The following is a 16925-nucleotide window of genomic DNA, read 5'->3' as shown; positions in this document are numbered from 1 at the left end:
TCGTCACAGAGCGCCAACCAGCCTCAGCCCCAGCCATGCGGCGCCCAGCCCCAAGACAAGGTTTCCAGCCACATGAACGACGGCGGCACCCACCCTTCCGTCCCGCCACAGGGTGACAGCCGCGACACTGAGGGTGCTGAAGGTGGTCAGGCCGCCGGCGAGTCCCACTGCAAGGATGTTGTACTGGCCAATATCCAGCTGCGCTTCGCGGAGCGTGCCCCAGCACAGGCCGATGATCAGGGAACCAACAGCGTTGGCAATGAGTGTGCCGGCAGGGAACGGAACATCGCGCTGCGGTGTCTGTCGTCGTCGTGCGTGGTATGCCTCGATTCCGGCGTCGGTCCCGTAACGAAGCAGCGCCCCGGTCGTTCCCGCCAGCCCTACGAGCAGCGCGGTGATCATGTGCCGCTTCGCTTACCGAGGAACACGCCGGCGGCCGCGGCAGCGAGGCCGAGCAACAAGGAGAGCCCCAGGTAGGGAACGAGCAGCTCAAGGTCGAGCACGCTGACGAGCGCCACAGCGGAGAAGGTGGTGAAGGAGCCCAGGAGGCCGGGGCCGAGGCCGGCCTGGAGCCAGCGCGGTGGCACCGATCCGGTTCCCCAGAGTCCGGTCAGCCACCCGAGCAGGAGGCTGCCCAGTACATTGATGCTGAGCGTGGTCCACGGGAAGGTACCGGCCTGCTCCGGCAGGAGCAGCACCAACAGGTAACGGATTTCGGTTCCGATGAACGCACCGAGGGCGACGGCGGTCCAGGTCCTCCACGAGGTCAGCCCAGAACGCCTAGGCAGAGACCTGCTCATGGAACCAGGCTGCAACCCGCGTGCTTCCCCACGGACTCGATCCAGATAGCGCCGGTCAGCTCGTCGCCCAGGTCCAGGTCACGGGCGCTGTGGCCGATGTCGACCCGCGCCTGCAGTGCTCCGCCGAAGGGTTTGCGCTGCAGCACAGTGACGGGGGATCCGATACCGATCTGCTCGCTTGCCAGGAACCTGAGCAGACTCGGGTTCTCGTCGCTTATCCTCGCCACCCGGCCGAAATGGCCGTCGTCGAGCCGGTGCAGGGGAAGGGCATCCGGCAATGTGATGGATCCATCCGCAGTGGGAATAGGGTCGCCGTGCGGATCTGCGGCAGGGCAGCCCAGTTTCGCGTCGAGCCGGTCAATGAAGGTGTCCGAGACGGTGTGCTCGAGTAGCTCCGCTTCATCGTGTACTTCGTCCCACCGGTAGCCGAGCTCGCGGACCAGGAACGTTTCCAGCAGCCGGTGCCGCCGAACCATTGCCAGCGCAAGACGGCGGCCCCCGGCAGTGAGTTCGACCGGACGGTAGGGCTCGTGGCGTACCAGGCCGAGGTCATCGAGTTTCCTGATCATCTCCGAGACGGAGGAGTTCGCGACCGCCAGCCTGGCGGCCAGCCGCGATGATGTCACGGGTGCGTCATGCCACTCCGAGAGGGCATAGATGGTTTTCACGTAGTCCTGGACACTGGTGGAGTCGATGCCGAGAGCGCTTGCCTTGGGTGCCATGCCGGCTACGCCCCCTGACTGGTGGCGAGCCGCCGCCGTCGTGCGAATTGGGCAGCCAGCCCGGTTCTCGGCGCCGCCAGATAGACCACGGCGAAGACCAGGGCCTGGGCGAGTACCACGGCGGCGCCAGTGGAAATGTCCAGGTAGTAGCTTGCATAGATCCCGCCCACGGAGGCAGCGGCCGTGATCGTCGCGGCAAGCAGTAGCATCCTGTCGAAGCTCCGGGTGAGGAGGAACGCCGTGGCACCGGGAGTGATGAGCATCGCCACAACGAGAATAATACCGACGGCCTGCAATCCGACGACCACGCTGAGGGCCAGCAGACCGAGCAGCAGCGCGCTGAGCAGCCGGGTGTTGAGACCAATGACGTGCGCATGAGTGCGGTCGAAGGCGAAGAGGGTGAGGTCACGGCGTTTGAACAGCACAATCGCAAGGGTCAGCGCACCCAGGATGACCACCTGCCAGAGCTCGCCGTCCGTGACACCAAGCACGTTCCCGAACAAGATATGCATGAGGTCAACTTGCGACGGCGTGCGCGAGACGATCGCCAGCCCGACGGCGAACAGGGCGGTGAAGACCACGCCGATCACGGTGTCGGACTTCAGTTTGGTAGTGGACTTGACCGCACCGATCAGCGCGACGGCGCCTGCACCGAACACGAAAGCTCCCAGCGAGAACGGAACTCCGACGATGTAGGCGAGGGCTACGCCCGGCAGCACCGCGTGGGAAACGGCGTCGCCCATCAGCGACCACCCCATCAGGATCAGCCAACAGGACAGGACCGACGCAACGATGGCCGCCGCCAGCGTGACAACCAGCGCGCGCGTGAGGAAGCCGTACTGAAGCGGTTCCAGGAGGAAGGATACGGGGTCCATTTACGCTCCCTGCCGCTCAGAAGCGGGTACGACGGCGGCACTTCCCGCAGTCCCGAACGCCCGTGCAAGGTTCTCATGGGTCAGGACAGCGGCTGGGATGCCCTCAGCGAGGATGCTGTGGTGCAGGAGGATCGCGCGGTCGCACAGCTGCGGGATACCAGCGAGGTCGTGCGTGGATACCAGTACGGTGCGGCCCTCTTCCTTCAACTCCCGCAACAGGGTCACCAGGGTGGCCTCGCTGGCTTTGTCCACGCCGGCGAAGGGTTCGTCGAGCAACAGGAGCTGTGCGTCCTGGGCGATGCCGCGCGCCACGAAGGTGCGTTTTTTCTGGCCTCCGGATAACTCTCCGATCTGGCGGTGGCGCAGGTCCGCCAGACCGACTCTGTCCAGGGCGTGGTCCACTGCGGACCGGTCAGCACGGGAGGCACGCCGGGCAGGACCCATGTGGGCATAGCGTCCCATCAAGACGACGTCGCCCACCGAGACGGGAAAGTTCCAGTCCACGTCCTCGGACTGCGGAACGTAGGCAACCAGCTTCTCCTTCCTTGCGGCGGCATGCGCGCGGTCGAAGAGGGTCACAGTGCCGCGTTGCGGGGCAACAAGCCCCATCAGCGACTTGAAGAGCGTGGATTTCCCGGAGCCGTTGACACCGATGAGCCCACAGACCTGGCCGCGCTCCAGGGTGAAGCCGACGTTGTCGAGTGCGACCACGCCGTCGTAATGGACGCTCAGTTGCCGGACGCTGATCGCAGGAGCCGGGGGAGAGGAGGTACGTGTGGTCATCGCGTCAGTCCTTCGATGATGAGGTTGATGTCGTAGCGCAGCAGGTCGAGAAACGTTGGGACCGGTCCATCCGGTTCAGAGAGCGAGTCGACGTACAGGGGGCCGGCAAGTTCTGCCCCGGTCGCCTTGGCGACCTGCTGCTGCGCGGAGGGGTTCACGGTGGATTCGCAAAAAACGGTGGGCACGTTGTGTTCCTCGACGAAGGTGATGACGTCCTTGATCTGCCGCGGAGTTCCCTCATTGTCGGAGTTGACGGGCCAGATGAATGCTTCGACAAGGCCGGCATCCCGCGCCAGATACGAAAACGCACCCTCGCAGGTCACCAGGGCTCCGCTGCCGGCCAGAGAGGTGCGAAGGTGGTTGAGCAGGCCCTCGAGTTCCTCCTTCAGCGCTTGCCCGTTCGCCTCGAACACTGCTGAATGCGCCGGATCAAGGTCGGAGAGCGCACGGACGATGTTGTCCACGTACATCTGGGCAGCTCTAGGCGACATCCAGGCGTGCGGGTTGGGCAGCCCGCTGTAATCGCCGGACCGGATGTCGACAGGCTCGACGCCGTCGGAAAGCACCACATGCGGTGCATCCACAGACAAGACGAACCGCTCGAACCAACGCTCCAGCCCAAAACCGTTGTCGAGGATGAGGTCTGCGTCCTGTGCATTGATGAGGTCTGACGGCGTCGGTTCGTATCCATGGATTTCCGTACCCACCTTGGTAATTGACTCGACGCGGATGTGGCTGCCCGCCACAGTGCGCGTGAGATCTGCCAGCACCGAAAAGGTGGTAAGGACCACAGGCCTAGGATCTTGCTCCCCGCCTGCCCGCTGAACGGTGGGGGCGCCGCATGACGCGACCACGAGTGTCATCGCGATAAGGAGTACCGCAAGACGAAATTTCGGCATGCCTAAAACATAACGCTAAGCGCGTTCCGGCGCCAGCTACGACCGTCTAGTGTCATGCGCCTGAAATTCGTTGTATAAGTTGTAGAATTGGGGTATGCCACGAACCGGTCGCCCCAAAGCCGAACTGACACTGACCGATGATGAACGCCAGACCCTGACCCGGTGGGCCCGTCGTGCCAAATCATCACAAGCGCTGGCTTTGCGCTCGCGTATTGTCCTGTCCTGCAGTGAGGGAAAGACGAACAAGGATGCTGCTGCCGCGCTCGGGGTCACCTCGCCCACGGTCGCGAAATGGCGTTCGCGTTTCATCGAGCACCGGTTGGATGGGCTCGTTGACGAACCTCGCCCCGGACGGCCCGCGACGATCACGGCCAACCAGGTCGAAGACGTCGTGGTGTCCACCCTGGAACACACGCCGAAGAACGCCACGCATTGGTCACGAGCGAAGATGGCCAAACGCAGTGGACTGTCGAAATCAACGATCGGGCGAATCTGGAAGGCCTTCGACCTCAAACCACACCGGGCTGATGGGTTCAAGCTCTCCAACGATCCTTTATTCGTGGAGAAGGTCTATGACATCGTCGGTCTCTACCTCAACCCGCCCGAGTCGGCAGTCGTGCTCAGCGTCGATGAGAAGTCCCAGGTCCAAGCACTCTCCCGATCGCAGCCAGCGTTTCCGATGATGCCGGGCATGCCAGAGAAACGCACCCACGACTACGCCCGCCACGGCACCACGAGTCTCTTCGCGGCCCTGAACGTCGCTGATGGGACCGTGATTGCCTCGACGCATCGGAAGCATCGGGCGATCGAGTTCCGGAAGTTCCTGACCAAGATCGACAAGGAAGTCCCCGACCATCTCGATATTCACGTCATCTGCGACAACTACGGCACGCATAAACACCCGACGGTCAAGACCTGGCTCGACAAGCAGCCCCGGTTCCATATCCATTTCACTCCGACATACTCGTCATGGATCAACCAGGTCGAGAGGCTGTTTGCCGAAGTCACCCGGAACCTGCTCCAACGCAGTGATCACCGCAGCGTGCAGGCATTGGAAAAAGACCTCAGGGAATGGGTAAAAGCCTGGAACGAGGACCCGCAACCCTACGTGTGGACCAAGACCGCCGATGAGATCCTGGAATCCCTATCCCGACTAATGCAACGAACTACCGGCGCAGGACACTAGGACGAAGAGCGCGTCGCCCTCCATGCGTATGTCAGGTACGGCAACTCGAGGGTCGCGTTCCACGGGTGGCCGAGGTGTTCGTGGAGATACCAGCGCAGGTTCTCGTCGACCCTGGCCCGCGTGGAAACGGAAGCGTTCTGGTAGTAACTGCGTGAGCGCGCAAGCTCAACGACGTCGGACGCGGACAACAGCTGGGTCCACGCGAAGACCCGCGACTCGGGCTTCGTGAAGCGCGCGCCGAGCAGCGGCCGGTAGCTGGGACGGAAGACATCACCGGCGTGCATGATGCGGGAAAGCCGGTGCACCCACGGCACTGAAACGTCCAGCTGGTTCCAGACCAGGGCAAGCACGCCTTCCGGCGCGAGGATGCGGGCAGCTTCTGCAACGGTCTCCACCGGATCGCACCAGTGCCACGCCTGGGCGATGGTCACGACGCCTGCACTTGAGGCGGGCAACCCCGTGGATTCGGCGGTGCCCTCCACAGTGCGCACATCCGGCAGACTGCGCGATAGCACCGCCAACATGTCTGAAGACGGGTCTACCGCCACAACCTCGCGGGAGCGACGCACAAGCTCCCGGGTGAATTTGCCTGTTCCAGCGCCGATGTCAATCGCCCAAACAGCTGAGGCCGGAACAAGCCAGTCGACGCAATCATCCGGGTAGCCCGGACGGACGCGGTCGTAGCGCTCGCCGTCCTGCAGATACCCACGAGCCAGTGTACGACGGCGGTGCGCGGCGAGGCGCGGACCTCCAGGAACCATAGTGGTGAGCTCCTCGCGTGCGGGTGTGGGACCCGACAATTAAAGCACCGGACTGCGCGCTGGCGCCCGCTATGCGTCTAGTCCGTGGAGCACGGGGCCGCACCGGCGGTGCCGGGCGTATGCGGAGCCCACTCGGGGAAGTTGCGGGTCTCCACGGCAGGGACCCACCGTCCCTGATCGACCACGTAATCGGTGCCAAGCCCATTGGAGATCAGTGCACGCAATCCGCCCAGGAGGCGTTCGACGTCGTCCTGCCTCGATCCCAGCCCGAAACTCGCCCGCAGCGAACCCGAAGGCAGGCCGAGGCGCTTGAGCAGCGGATGGGCGCAGAACTTGCCGTCGCGGAGGCCGATCCCGTGTTCAGCGGACAGGTAAGCGGCAACCAGACCCGCGTCGTAACCGTTCACGGAGAAGTTGACCACGCCGATGGCGTCGGTTTCCTCCGAGAAGATGCGGTGGACGGTGACCTCCGGCAGATCCGACAAGCCGTCGATGAGCGCGGTGCGGAGTTCACCCTCATGGCGCTGCCAGTCCGCTTCGCTGAGCCCTGAGATCACCTGCGTTGCGTGGGCGAGCGCGGCAGCCCCCAGAACGTTCGGCGAGCCGCCCTCATGACGGGCGGGACCGGTTGCCCACGACACGGAGTCCACCCTGACCGTCTTCACCGCTCCGCCGCCGGCCAGGTGCGGGGTTCCCGCATCGAGCCAGTCCGGCCTGCCGACCAGCACGCCAGCACCGTAGGGCGCGTAGAGCTTGTGGCCGGAGAAGGCGACGTAGTCGATCTCATCCCCGGACACATCCAATCGCCGGTGCGGAGCGAGCTGGGCCGCGTCCACGACGATCCGCGCGCCATGAGCGTGCGCAATCTCCGCGAGCCGCCCGATGGGAAGGACCTCACCGGTAACGTTGGAAGCCCCCGTCACCGCTAGCAGGTTGATCCCGCCGGCGGCGAGCTCCCGATCGAGCGCGACGGCGGTGGCATCGACGGTGTCGGCCGCGGTAACGCTGCGGTGCGGCCGCTGAAGCCAGGGAAGAAGGTTGGCGTGGTGCTCCAGGTCGAGGTAGAGGACTTCGCCCTCGCTCGGCACGCACCCGGCGAGCAGGTTCAGGGAATCTGTGGTGTTCCGCGTGAAGATGACGGCGTCATCTGCGCGTCCGCCCACGAAGTCCCGGACAATCCTGCGGGCGTTCTCGTACAGCGATGTAGAAATCTGTGAAGCGTATCCCGCACCCCGATGGACGCTTGCGTAGTACGGCAGCACGCTCTGGACGTAGTCGCTGACCTCCTGGAGTGCCGGTGCCGACGCCGCATAGTCCAGATTCACGTACCGTACGGTGGTGCCGTCGATTAGTGGAGCCGGAAGCTCCCCACCCAGCACCGGAGCGAGGGGATCGGCGGATACCAAGGTTGTCTGGTCTAGGATTGCGTTGCTCATGGAGTAACCCCACAGTGGTCTCAGGGAACCGCCGTTCAGGGAGGTTCCGCGCTTGCCGCATCACTTTCTGGTGCGGCCTGGTCGTCACCCGGGGCACCCCACCGCGGAAGGAGGGTTGCCGGCCAGCAAACCGGGGTTTTGCGCTGGCACTCGTGACCAATGTGTTTCAGCATAGGACAGGTTGGCGTTGCCCTGCAGCATTGTTACAGGGTTACTGGCGGCGGATCCGTTGCGCCGAATACCGCGGATCGGCGGTATTCGGCGCAGGAGGCCTACAAAAGGTCGTCGAGGGCCGGGTTGAGTTTCTTCAGGACCTCGTTGTGCAGCGTGCTGTTCGTTGCCAGCGCATTGCCGCCGAAAGGGCCATCTGAGCCTTCCAGAGACGTGAAGCGGCCACCAGCCTCCGTGACGATCGGTACCAGTGCAGCCATGTCATACAGGTTCAATTCCGGTTCGCACGCAATATCCACTGCTCCCTCGGCGACGAGGCAATAGGACCAGAAGTCACCGTAGGCCCGTGTGCGCCAGACCGAATCGGTGAGCGATACGAACTCATCGAGGTTGCCGCGCTCCCGCCAACCGGAAAGGTTCGAGTAGGAGAGGGATGCGTCTTCCAGCCGTGACACGTTGGACACCCGGAGGCGGGTGGCCGCCGCGAGCGACTTCCCCATAAACGCACCCGTGCCGGTTGCCGCCCACCAGCGCTTGCCAAGGGCCGGCGCACTGACGACGCCCACTACGGGGCGGCCTTCATCGACGAGGGCTATGAGCGTTGCCCATACCGGAACGCCGCGCACGAAGTTCTTGGTGCCGTCGATGGGGTCGATGATCCAGCGCCGCGCGCCGGCACCGCTGCTTCCGAATTCCTCTCCTAGCACTGCATCGCGCGGCCGGGCACGTGAAAGCTGCCCGCGGATCGCTTCCTCTGCAGACTTGTCGGCGTCAGTGACCGGCGTAAAGTCCGGTTTTGTCTCCACCGACAGATCCTGGGCCTTGAACCGGGACATGGTCTGGTCATCCACCGAGTCCGCCATCACGTGGGCAAGGCGCAGGTCATCGTTGTAGCTCTGGAGGTTCATACTTCTCAACCTATCGTGTGGGACGGCGGCCATCCGGGAGCGGAGTGCCATCAGTGGTCATGTGGCGCCGCCGACGAATATCGAGACAGGGCCTTTACGACAGAAGGGCACCGGCCCAAATGGCCGGTGCCCTTCTGAAATGCTGCTAAAGACTAGAGTACGGAGATGTTCTCAGCCTGCGGACCCTTGGGGCCCTGGGTGGTCTCGAAGCTGACCTTCTGGTTCTCTTCGAGTGAGCGGAAGCCGCCCGAGTTGATTGCGGAGAAGTGTGCGAAAACGTCAGCGCCGCCGTCGTCAGGAGCAATGAATCCAAAGCCCTTTTCAGCGTTAAACCACTTGACTGTACCTGTAGCCATTTTTTCTATTCCTTGAGTGTGAGGATCCCCCCGTACTTCGGGGTTCCTGTCGCGGTGTTCTTTTCGCCTGTCAAGAAAGCTTTCGAACTCCGGAGAGAAATCAAGGCTTAAAAATTAGTGCGCAACACAACAACTGCGTCCAGTCTAGCAGGAAAAACAGGCACCTTAGTGTGTGCCCAGTTCCTTCGTGTCGGCTGCCGGTTCCGAACCTGCGCCGAGCAGGCGCCTGAGGGATGCAAGGCGGACCGGCCCGGACGCGCCCGCGTGTCCGGCCGCAACCCAATCGTCCAGCCCGCAGTTCACCGCTGCCTCGTCGTGGCGGCAGCCACGTTCGCAGTCCTGGGTTCCGGGCTCGAGGTCGGGAAAAGCGGCGAGGATCCGGTCCGGCTGCACATGTGCCAGTCCGAAGGAGCGTATTCCAGGCGTGTCAATGATCCAGGTGCCCTCGGCGGCGTCGGCCGCTTTCAGTGCAAACGCCGACGACGACGTGTGCCGACCGCGGCCCGTGACCGCGTTGACGCCGCCGGTCGCCCGGTTCGCACCGGTCAGGGCGTTCACCAGGGTGGACTTTCCTACGCCCGAGTGCCCAAGGAGCACACTCACCTTGCCGTCCAGGAGGACCCTGAGCTGCTCGATAGCTCCGGAGGCGAGGAGCGCCGAGGTGCCGCTGTCGGACACGGACTCCACGGCGTCGTCCGTTGCAGCGGTTCGACTCGTGATGATCGTCAGGTCAAGGTGCTCGTAATTGGCCAGCAGCTCGGCCGGATCCAACAGGTCCGCCTTCGTGACGCAGAGCAACGGGTGGATGCCGGCGTCGTACGCTGCAACCAGTGCGCGGTCGATGAACCCGGTGCGCGGCTCCGGATTGGCGGCGGCCACCACGATCACCAGTTGGTCCGCGTTCGCGACCACGGCTCGCTCAACGGGATCGGTGTCGTCGGCGCTGCGCCGCAGGAGCGTCGCGCGGTCATGGATACGGACCAGCCGCGCGAGAGTATCGGGCTCACCTGTCACGTCGCCCACCAGCGCAACGAGGTCCCCTGCGACAACGGGGGAGCGCCGCAACTCGCGCGCACGGGCAGCAATCACTGTGCGCTCGGTGGGCGTGTCCTCATCCACGACGGCGGTGTAGCGGCCGCGGTCCACAGTGATAATGCGACCTGTGACGGCGTCTTCGTGCGCCGGGCGGTCCTTGGTGCGGGGACGCGACCCCTTCTTGTTGGGCCTGATGCGGACGTCCGACTCATCCCAGGATGAGATCCCGCGCCTTGACCCCGCTGGTGTCACCGCGTACCGCTCGAGTCAGCCGTGGCGGTGAGTGCCTCCCAGAGCTCGGGGAACTGTGGCATGGTCTTTGCGGTTGTGGCGATGTTCTCGACCTCCACGCCCGGTACTGCGAGCCCGATGATTGCTCCCGCGGTGGCCATGCGGTGATCCTCGTAGCTGTGGAATGGCCCGCCGTGGAGTTCCGCGGGGCGAATGATCAGGCCGTCCACCGTCTCTTCGGCGTCACCACCGAGCCGGCAGATCTCCGCAACGAGCGCAGCCAGCCGGTCCGTTTCGTGGCCGCGGAGGTGGGCGATGCCGGTCAGCACGGATGGCGTTTGGGCCAGCGCACAGATTGCCGCGACGGTCGGGGCCAGCTCACTGGTGTCCGCCAGTTCGGCGCCCGTAATACGTCCTGTACCGCGGACAACGAGCGTTGAATCCTCGGTAAGTACGACGTCGGCACCCAGTTGGGGCAGGATGGTCCGCCACTTTTCGCCCACCTGGGTGGTGGTGGCCGGCCAGTGCGGCATTCTTACTGTTCCGCCGGTTGCAAGGGCTGCCGCCAGGAAGGGCCCGGCGTTGGACAGATCCGGCTCGATCCGGACGTCGAAGGCGTTGACGGTCCCCGGTTCAATCCGCCAGTGGTTGGGCACGGAATCGTCGACGACGACGCCGACTTCACGCAGGACCTGAACGGTCATCGCGATGTGGTCCAGGCTGGGAACGGGTTTTCCAACGTGCTCGAGGTGCAGTCCCTCGGTGAACCGTGCCCCGACCAGGAGCAGCGCGGAGACGAACTGCGATGAGGCGCTGGCGTCGATGACCAGCCTGCCGCCCTTTACCTCGCCGTAGCCGGCGACCGCGAAGGGAAGGGCGCCGTCGTCATCATGCACTTCGACGCCAAGGCCGCGCAGCGCGTTGATCACCGCGCCCATGGGACGGCGGCGGGCGTGCTCATCGCCGTCGAATGCCGTGGTCCCGGTCCGCAGCGCGGCCACCGGTGGGACGAAACGCATCACGGTTCCAGCGAGCCCGCAATCAACCGTTGTGTCCCCCGAGGCACCCGCGGGGATCGGAGTTATCTGCAGGTCAGCTCCGAACGGCCCTTCGCCGTCGATCTCCTCTATGACCGCGCCCAGAGAACGGAGTGCACGCACCATCAGGGCGGAATCCCGCGAATGCAGCGGGGAGCGCAGCCTGCACGGACCATCGGCAAGCCCGGCGAGGATGAGGTAACGGTTGGTCAGTGACTTCGAACCCGGTACTTCAACCGTTGCGTTCACCGGACCGCCGGGATGCGGAGCCGGCCAGAACTGCGTCGACGGGGTTGTGGAAGGTGCGCTCATACTGACTAGTGGCCGGCCACGTCGGAGGCAGTCTTGCGCACAGCCTTCTCTGCCTTCTTCAGACGCTTCTCGGTGTCCCGCGCCAGCGAGCGAGCGGTCTTTCGGGTGTCATGCCCGAGGACAAGCGCATTGCGGCGGGCGTCCTCTGCGAAATGTTCGGCGCGCCAGGCCCAGCTCGGGCGGCCGTTGGTGTCCACAGCGGCCAGCAGCACGGCGCCGATCAGCGACAGGTTCTTGATCAGCTGGTTGCGGCGCATCTTGCGGGCCTGGGGCGTGGATGAGTCCGCGTTGTTGAACTCCACAGCTGTATTAAGGGCGGAAGTGCCGACGAGCACGAGCGCTGAGAGCCGCGAGAAACGGCCGATCCCGAGCATCACGGCTGCGCCGAGATGAGCTGCGCCAAGTACCTGTGCAACGCGCTTCTCATTGTCCGTTGCGGAGGCCGCTGACGGCACCATCTTGTTGATCCGGTCCAGCGTGGGGCGGAGGGCGGCTGCGGTGGAGTCAGTGTTCCGGAGCCGGTCGACGCCCGTGAGGACGAAGCTGCTGGCAAGCAATGGGCGGGCTAGTACGCGAACAAGGGTCACAATGCCTCCTGGCTTCCAGCACCGAGGGGCGCCGGATCTATGTATGCGAACAAAGTCAGTCACAAACCTGGATGAATGTGTCTAGTTTTACACTTTTGCGCCCGCCGTGGCGATCCGGCGTCGACACCCGCCGGGTGTCGAGCAGGCGCCGGTCAGGGATCCAACCGGCACGGGCGCATGGAATATCCCGTGACGGCACACCGTTATGGCTGGTGTACGACGGGTAATGCTGGGCGACGTAGGTGAGGAGCATCTTGGGTACTGCAACATCGACGAGGGAAAACGTCGGCCAACTCCGCGTGAGTGCCCCAACGCTCGCGAAGCCGGTTCGTCAGGTTCGCGGACGCGTAGACTTTGCAGCAATGAATACCACAGCCGCGGCCGGGCCCAGCCCAGCCGAAGATGAGCATCTGGACGTGTCCAAGGAATCCGAGTCCGAGAGGACGGCGAGGTTTGAGCGGGACGCCATGCAGTACGTGGATCAGCTCTACTCGGCGGCAATGCGGATGGCCCGTAATCCCGCTGACGCCGAGGACCTGGTGCAGGAGGCCTACACAAAGGCATTCTCCGCCTTCCACCAGTACAAACCGGGAACCAACCTGAAAGCATGGCTGTACCGGATCCTTACCAACACGTACATCAACCTGTACCGCAAGCGGCAGCGCGAGCCCCTGCAGTCCCATTCCGACACCATTGAGGACTGGCAGCTGGCAAAGGCGGCCGAACACACCTCAAGCGGGTTGCGGTCGGCAGAGGTTGAGGCGCTCGACCACCTGCCGGACTCCGACGTGAAGCAGGCCCTGCAGGCGATCCCGGAGGAGTTCCGCCTGGCTGTGTACTTCTCTGACGTGGAGGGCTTCGCGTACAAGGAAATCTCGGACATCATGAACACCCCGATCGGGACGGTCATGTCGCGGTTGCACCGTGGCCGGAAGCTGCTGCGCGAGCTTCTATCGGAGTACGCGCACGAGCGCGGCATGAATGTTCCGGCACGCGCTTCCGCCGGCAAGGGCGGAACTACCCAGGAGAGCGGAAAATGAGCGACTGCCATAGCCTTGGCAACTGCGACGACTCACGAATCGAGCGGCTCTACGAGTACCTCGATGGCGCCCTGTCGCATGCGGACCTGGTGGAAATCAAGGACCACCTCGAAGACTGCCCGGAGTGCGCACAAGAACACGATCTGGAGTGCCTTATCCGCTCCGTGGTCAAGCGGTCCTGCACCGAAGTTGCGCCCGCTACGCTGAAGGCCAGCATTCTGGACCGGATCAGCCAAGTCAAGACTGTGGACCACTGACCACGAAGCAGGTCAGACATGGAAAAACCCCCGTCCTCGGACGGGGGTTTTTCTGCTCTTGACCGTGATGTCAGGTGTTGGGGCGCTTACCGTGGTTAGCGCCGCCGCGCTTGCGATCACGGCGCTTGCGTGCACGCTTGCTCATGGCTGCCTCCTTACCTAGCTGGACTGCAGTCAAGTCTCGCACATGCGGGCGGCCGCGACCTAAACGCCGGATGAGCCGATGAGGATGCGCACGGTGCATAGGATGGCAGCGGAACCCCATCAGGATTGCCCGAGCGAAGGAGCACCAATGCGCGCAGTGTACGCCGAGTCGATCTCCCCCCAAGCGCCACTGACCGGGCTGAAGTTCGGTGAGCTTCCCGAGCCGGAGGTCCCGGAGGATTTCCGCCGGGTGCGGGTGCTGGCGTCGTCCCTGAATCATCACGACCTTTGGTCGCTGCGCGGCGTTGGACTGGGGGAGGAGAAGCTGCCGATGGTGTTGGGCTGCGATGCGGCCGGAATCGACGACGACGGCAATGAGGTCCTCGTGCACGGCGTGATTTCCTCGCCCGGCTGGCGGGACGACGAAACTCTGGATCCCCGCCGTTCGCTCCTGTCGGAGCGCTATCCGGGCACGATGGCGGATTACGTCTGGGTGCCGGCCCGGAACCTCGTTCCGAAACCGCCTGAGCTCAGCTTTTCCGAGGCCGCCTGCCTTCCGACGTCGTGGCTCACCGCCTACCGCATGCTCTTCACGACCTCGCCGGCGGCACCGGGTTCCACGATCCTGGTGCAGGGGGCAGGCGGAGGCGTAGCCACTGCACTGATCGCGCTCGGCAGCGCGGCCGGTTTTCGGGTGTGGGCAACCAGCCGAAGTGCGCGCAAGCAGGAACAGGCACGCGCGCTGGGAGCGGCAGACGTGTTCGACGCCGGTGCGCGCCTCCCGGAGCGCGTGGATGTTGTGTTCGACTCGGTCGGGGAAGCCACCTGGTCGCACTCCCTCAAGGCACTCAAACCAGGTGGCGCCGTCGTGACCTGCGGAGCTACCAGCGGGCCTGCGCCGTCCGCGGATCTCAACCGGATCTTCTTTCTCCAGTTGAAGGTTTTCGGGTCCACCATGGGCACCAGGGATGAACTGCAGCGCCTCGCACAGTTCGTGGCTGTAACGGGCGTGCGTCCGGCGGTGGATTCCGTCCTTCCACTCGCGGAAGCACACGCAGGTTTTGAGCGGATGGTCCGGGAAGAAGTGTTCGGGAAGATCGTGTTCGACCACGCCGGCTGAAGTTCTTACTGCAGACGGGACAGAGAGTCGCGGATGGACGACTGCGCCTGGCGGAGTACCGTGCGCACAGTTTCGGCGACGGCGTCGTTGATCCCACCCTGCGCCTGGGCAGCGTGGTGTCGCAGATCGCTGCGGACATCGTCGCGGAACTCGCTGACGAGTTGTTCCAGATCCTTGAGGACCCGACGATTCCCGGAGTCGCTGGAGGGTGGCTGGCTCTGCCGTGCCTGCCGCGCTGACCGCCGCGCGGCCTCGGCCGAGGCGGCAACGTCTGCCCTCAGTCCGCGCATGTTGGCGCGGATTTCCTCCCGCAGGCCGTCAGCCAGACGACGTACTGAAGCTGAGATGTCTTCCTCGATGTCGGCGAGGTCGCCCCGGCGCTTCGTCAACTCTGCCAGTCCGTGCGCGGTGATGGAATATGTGGTCCGGCGGCCCTCGGACTCGGTTGACACGAGTCCTTCAGCCTGCAGCTTCGACAAGCGCGGGTAGATGGTGCCTGCGCTGGGGGAGTAGGTTCCACCAAAGCGGTCCTCCAGCGCCCTGATGATCTCGTATCCGTGCTTCGGGCCATCCTCGAGCAGCGCCAGCAGGTAGAGGCGCAACGCACCGTGCGCAAAGACTGCAGGCACTAGAGCCCACCGTCCTGCACCTCGACGGAGCCGTTGCCGGCGAGATAGTCGGGACGATGGTGAAAGATTGCGATATCGCCGGAGACGGAGCTTGCCCGCACCGTCAGGACGGACCCTGTGGACCCGGCTTCCCGATGCGTGTGGTTGCCTCGGGCTGTGAACTTTTGATCGTTCACCGTCAAACTTCCCGAAACCGACGTCGCAGATACGTCGACGCCCACCTCGCCTGAAAGCCGCACCGTGAGGTCACCGGAGACGGTTTTCGCCACCAGGTCACCCGGGTCACCCAGCAGGTCCAGCGTGATCCCGCCGCTGACGCTGTTGGTCCGGATACTCTCGCAGTAACCGGAGGCAGTCACCTCCCCCGAGACGGTTTTGGCGACGAGATGGCCACTGTGGTGCCGGACGATGGCTTCGCCGCTGACGGTGCTGACCCGCAGGGTACCGGTGGTGTCATCGGCCATGATCGAGCCGGAGACGGTGTCCAGTGTTGTCTCCCGCGTGCCGCAGGCCAGTCCGTCGCCGCTCACCGTGCGCAGTGCCACGGCCGTTCCTTCGGGAACCGCGATACTGATGACGGCAGCTTCCTTTGTCCTGCCAGTGACAATCTGGCCGGTGAACCCAAGCCATCCGCCGCGGGCCGAACCAGGCGTGTGCACGAGCTCCAGCACGCCGTCATTCAGCGTCAGGTCAATGGGCTCACCGTGCACCTCGGACACCTCAATGCGGGTTACCGGTTCGTCATGAACCAGGATATCCACGCGGCCGGCGATGATCCCGGCCTTGATCGAGCGGACATCGTCGAGCTCGAGGGTTTGCGGAGAGCCGATCTGCCATTGTTGCTGTTCCATGATTACCCTTCGTAGGATACATCGCGATATATCGCGTCTTGCAAGACACGATATATCGCGTTTCGCATTCCCGCAAGAGGTATCCGGAGTAGGACGCCGGCTCAGGCGGGCGCTGGAATCTCCAGCCACTGGAACCAGCCGCGATGCAGCACGAGCCAGGCCATCAGGCCATAACCCGCCTGACCCGGGGTGCCGCCGTTTGCGGCGAGGTCGGAACGCCATTGCTCGTGCGACTGCAGCGGAGTGAACGTATCAACATAAACGTGCTTGCGTCGGGTCGTGACATCGGCAAAGGCCGCGGAGAGATCAGCGAGCCGACGGTTACGTTCGGCATCCAGACCGGGCGGCGGTCCGACCACCAGGACCTTGATGCTCATCTGCGCTGCTCCGTCGAGGATGTTGGCAAGGTTGAGCCGGCTGCGCGCAGTGGACATTTCCAGATCCAGGTCACGGTCGGACAGGGCGATCACGAGACGGTTCTCGGCGCCTTCGGCAAAGCGTCTTCCGGCCTCATCCAGCCAACGGCCAGCCAGTGCTTCCGTTCCCTCGTCAGGAGCCGCAAGGCTGAAGGCCTCGACGGTTGCGTTGTCTGCGGAAGTCCTGGCGAGAACCCTGCCCAGCCAACCGAGCGCACGGGGATCGCCCAGACCCGCGAGCAGCTCATCTCCAACGGCCGCCAGCCTGATTCTGCGCTGTTCCACTTTTCCCCTCGCGTTTGCTCGTATCTTTTCGAACGTCTTCTTCATGCACAGGGCCGCACAGACCTCCGGCGCCTGTCAGCGTAT

21 protein-coding genes and 1 riboswitch are annotated in these 16925 nt (G+C 64.2%); of the genes, 4 read left to right on the top strand and 17 right to left on the bottom strand.

What is annotated here, in order from left to right; all coding sequences use genetic code 11:
- Window positions 1–3: 3 nt before the first annotated feature.
- The 6 genes from BJ994_RS09845 to BJ994_RS09820 are packed head-to-tail and all read right to left on the bottom strand — an operon-like array spanning window position 4 to window position 4079.
- Window positions 4–402, bottom strand: a complete 399-nt coding sequence (locus BJ994_RS09845) for a fluoride efflux transporter FluC (RefSeq protein ID WP_167993732.1) — start codon at window positions 400–402, stop codon at window positions 4–6.
- Entirely contained in the window at window positions 399–800 is a 402-nt protein-coding gene (locus BJ994_RS09840; protein ID WP_167993730.1) for a fluoride efflux transporter FluC, read from the bottom strand. The genes BJ994_RS09845 and BJ994_RS09840 overlap by 4 nt, the downstream gene beginning before the upstream one ends.
- A complete protein-coding gene (locus tag BJ994_RS09835; protein WP_167993728.1) occupies window positions 797–1522 on the bottom strand; it encodes a metal-dependent transcriptional regulator in 726 nt (241 codons plus the stop codon). Before BJ994_RS09835 ends, BJ994_RS09840 begins: the two co-directional genes overlap by 4 nt.
- 5 nt (window positions 1523–1527) lie before the next feature.
- On the bottom strand, window positions 1528–2397 hold the full coding sequence (locus BJ994_RS09830; protein ID WP_167993726.1) for a metal ABC transporter permease: 870 nt from the start codon (window positions 2395–2397) through the stop codon (window positions 1528–1530).
- Window positions 2398–3180, bottom strand: coding sequence for a metal ABC transporter ATP-binding protein (locus BJ994_RS09825; RefSeq protein WP_167993724.1), 783 nt, complete (start codon window positions 3178–3180; stop codon window positions 2398–2400).
- Entirely contained in the window at window positions 3177–4079 is a 903-nt protein-coding gene (locus BJ994_RS09820) for a metal ABC transporter substrate-binding protein (RefSeq protein ID WP_167993722.1), read from the bottom strand. The genes BJ994_RS09825 and BJ994_RS09820 overlap by 4 nt, the downstream gene beginning before the upstream one ends.
- Window positions 4080–4173: 94 nt before the next feature.
- Here BJ994_RS09820 and BJ994_RS09815 point away from each other — a divergent pair, with 94 nt between their 5' ends.
- A complete protein-coding gene (locus BJ994_RS09815; RefSeq protein WP_167993720.1) occupies window positions 4174–5265 on the top strand; it encodes an IS630 family transposase in 1092 nt (363 codons plus the stop codon).
- Here the strand turns inward: BJ994_RS09815 and BJ994_RS09810 are convergent.
- The 7 genes from BJ994_RS09810 to BJ994_RS09780 form a co-directional block, all read right to left on the bottom strand.
- Complete coding sequence (locus BJ994_RS09810; RefSeq protein WP_167993718.1) at window positions 5262–6026, bottom strand: class I SAM-dependent methyltransferase; 765 nt, start codon at window positions 6024–6026, stop codon at window positions 5262–5264. The two genes, BJ994_RS09815 and BJ994_RS09810, sit on opposite strands and share 4 nt — an antisense overlap.
- Window positions 6027–6103: 77 nt before the next feature.
- Window positions 6104–7462, bottom strand: coding sequence for an aminotransferase class V-fold PLP-dependent enzyme (locus BJ994_RS09805; RefSeq protein ID WP_167993716.1), 1359 nt, complete (start codon window positions 7460–7462; stop codon window positions 6104–6106).
- Window positions 7463–7505: 43 nt separating this feature from the next.
- A riboswitch (SAM riboswitch) is annotated at window positions 7506–7620 on the bottom strand.
- A 114-nt stretch (window positions 7621–7734) separates the two neighbouring features.
- The gene (gene hisN, locus BJ994_RS09800) at window positions 7735–8541 is read right to left on the bottom strand and encodes a histidinol-phosphatase (protein WP_167993714.1); all 807 of its coding nucleotides are present in this window, start codon (window positions 8539–8541) and stop codon (window positions 7735–7737) included.
- 152 nt (window positions 8542–8693) lie between these two features.
- Window positions 8694–8897, bottom strand: coding sequence for a cold-shock protein (locus tag BJ994_RS09795; protein WP_026545912.1), 204 nt, complete (start codon window positions 8895–8897; stop codon window positions 8694–8696).
- Between the two features lie 165 nt (window positions 8898–9062).
- Window positions 9063–10184: a ribosome small subunit-dependent GTPase A gene (rsgA, locus tag BJ994_RS09790; RefSeq protein ID WP_342450343.1), complete on the bottom strand. Its 1122-nt coding sequence runs from the start codon at window positions 10182–10184 to the stop codon at window positions 9063–9065.
- Window positions 10181–11512, bottom strand: coding sequence for a 3-phosphoshikimate 1-carboxyvinyltransferase (aroA, locus tag BJ994_RS09785; RefSeq protein ID WP_167993712.1), 1332 nt, complete (start codon window positions 11510–11512; stop codon window positions 10181–10183). Before aroA ends, rsgA begins: the two co-directional genes overlap by 4 nt.
- Before the next feature lie 5 nt (window positions 11513–11517).
- Window positions 11518–12099, bottom strand: a complete 582-nt coding sequence (locus BJ994_RS09780) for a DoxX family membrane protein (RefSeq protein WP_167993710.1) — start codon at window positions 12097–12099, stop codon at window positions 11518–11520.
- Window positions 12100–12398: 299 nt separating this feature from the next.
- Here BJ994_RS09780 and BJ994_RS09775 point away from each other — a divergent pair, with 299 nt between their 5' ends.
- Both BJ994_RS09775 and rsrA read left to right on the top strand, forming a co-directional pair.
- Window positions 12399–13139: a sigma-70 family RNA polymerase sigma factor gene (locus BJ994_RS09775; protein ID WP_425339406.1), complete on the top strand. Its 741-nt coding sequence runs from the start codon at window positions 12399–12401 to the stop codon at window positions 13137–13139.
- Complete coding sequence (gene rsrA, locus BJ994_RS09770; RefSeq protein ID WP_167993708.1) at window positions 13136–13396, top strand: mycothiol system anti-sigma-R factor; 261 nt, start codon at window positions 13136–13138, stop codon at window positions 13394–13396. The genes BJ994_RS09775 and rsrA overlap by 4 nt, the downstream gene beginning before the upstream one ends.
- 70 nt (window positions 13397–13466) lie before the next feature.
- Here the strand turns inward: rsrA and BJ994_RS18570 are convergent, their stop codons facing one another.
- Window positions 13467–13541: a 50S ribosomal protein bL37 gene (locus BJ994_RS18570; protein WP_369299106.1), complete on the bottom strand. Its 75-nt coding sequence runs from the start codon at window positions 13539–13541 to the stop codon at window positions 13467–13469.
- A 147-nt stretch (window positions 13542–13688) separates the two neighbouring features.
- Here BJ994_RS18570 and BJ994_RS09765 point away from each other — a divergent pair, with 147 nt between their 5' ends.
- Complete coding sequence (locus tag BJ994_RS09765; RefSeq protein ID WP_167993706.1) at window positions 13689–14660, top strand: zinc-binding dehydrogenase; 972 nt, start codon at window positions 13689–13691, stop codon at window positions 14658–14660.
- A 5-nt stretch (window positions 14661–14665) separates the two neighbouring features.
- Here the strand turns inward: BJ994_RS09765 and BJ994_RS09760 are convergent, their stop codons facing one another.
- The 3 genes from BJ994_RS09760 to BJ994_RS09750 form a co-directional block, all read right to left on the bottom strand.
- Window positions 14666–15289, bottom strand: coding sequence for a helix-turn-helix transcriptional regulator (locus BJ994_RS09760; protein WP_167993704.1), 624 nt, complete (start codon window positions 15287–15289; stop codon window positions 14666–14668).
- Entirely contained in the window at window positions 15289–16140 is an 852-nt protein-coding gene (locus BJ994_RS09755) for a DUF4097 family beta strand repeat-containing protein (RefSeq protein WP_167993702.1), read from the bottom strand. The genes BJ994_RS09760 and BJ994_RS09755 overlap by 1 nt, the downstream gene beginning before the upstream one ends.
- A gap of 101 nt (window positions 16141–16241) precedes the next feature.
- Complete coding sequence (locus BJ994_RS09750; protein ID WP_342450342.1) at window positions 16242–16841, bottom strand: GDSL-type esterase/lipase family protein; 600 nt, start codon at window positions 16839–16841, stop codon at window positions 16242–16244.
- Between the last annotated feature and the right edge of the window lie 84 nt (window positions 16842–16925).

The organism is Arthrobacter pigmenti (assembly GCF_011927905.1).
GTDB classification, from domain to species: Bacteria; Actinomycetota; Actinomycetes; order Actinomycetales; family Micrococcaceae; genus Arthrobacter_D; species Arthrobacter_D pigmenti.
This window is presented reverse-complemented; position numbering and strand designations above follow the sequence as displayed.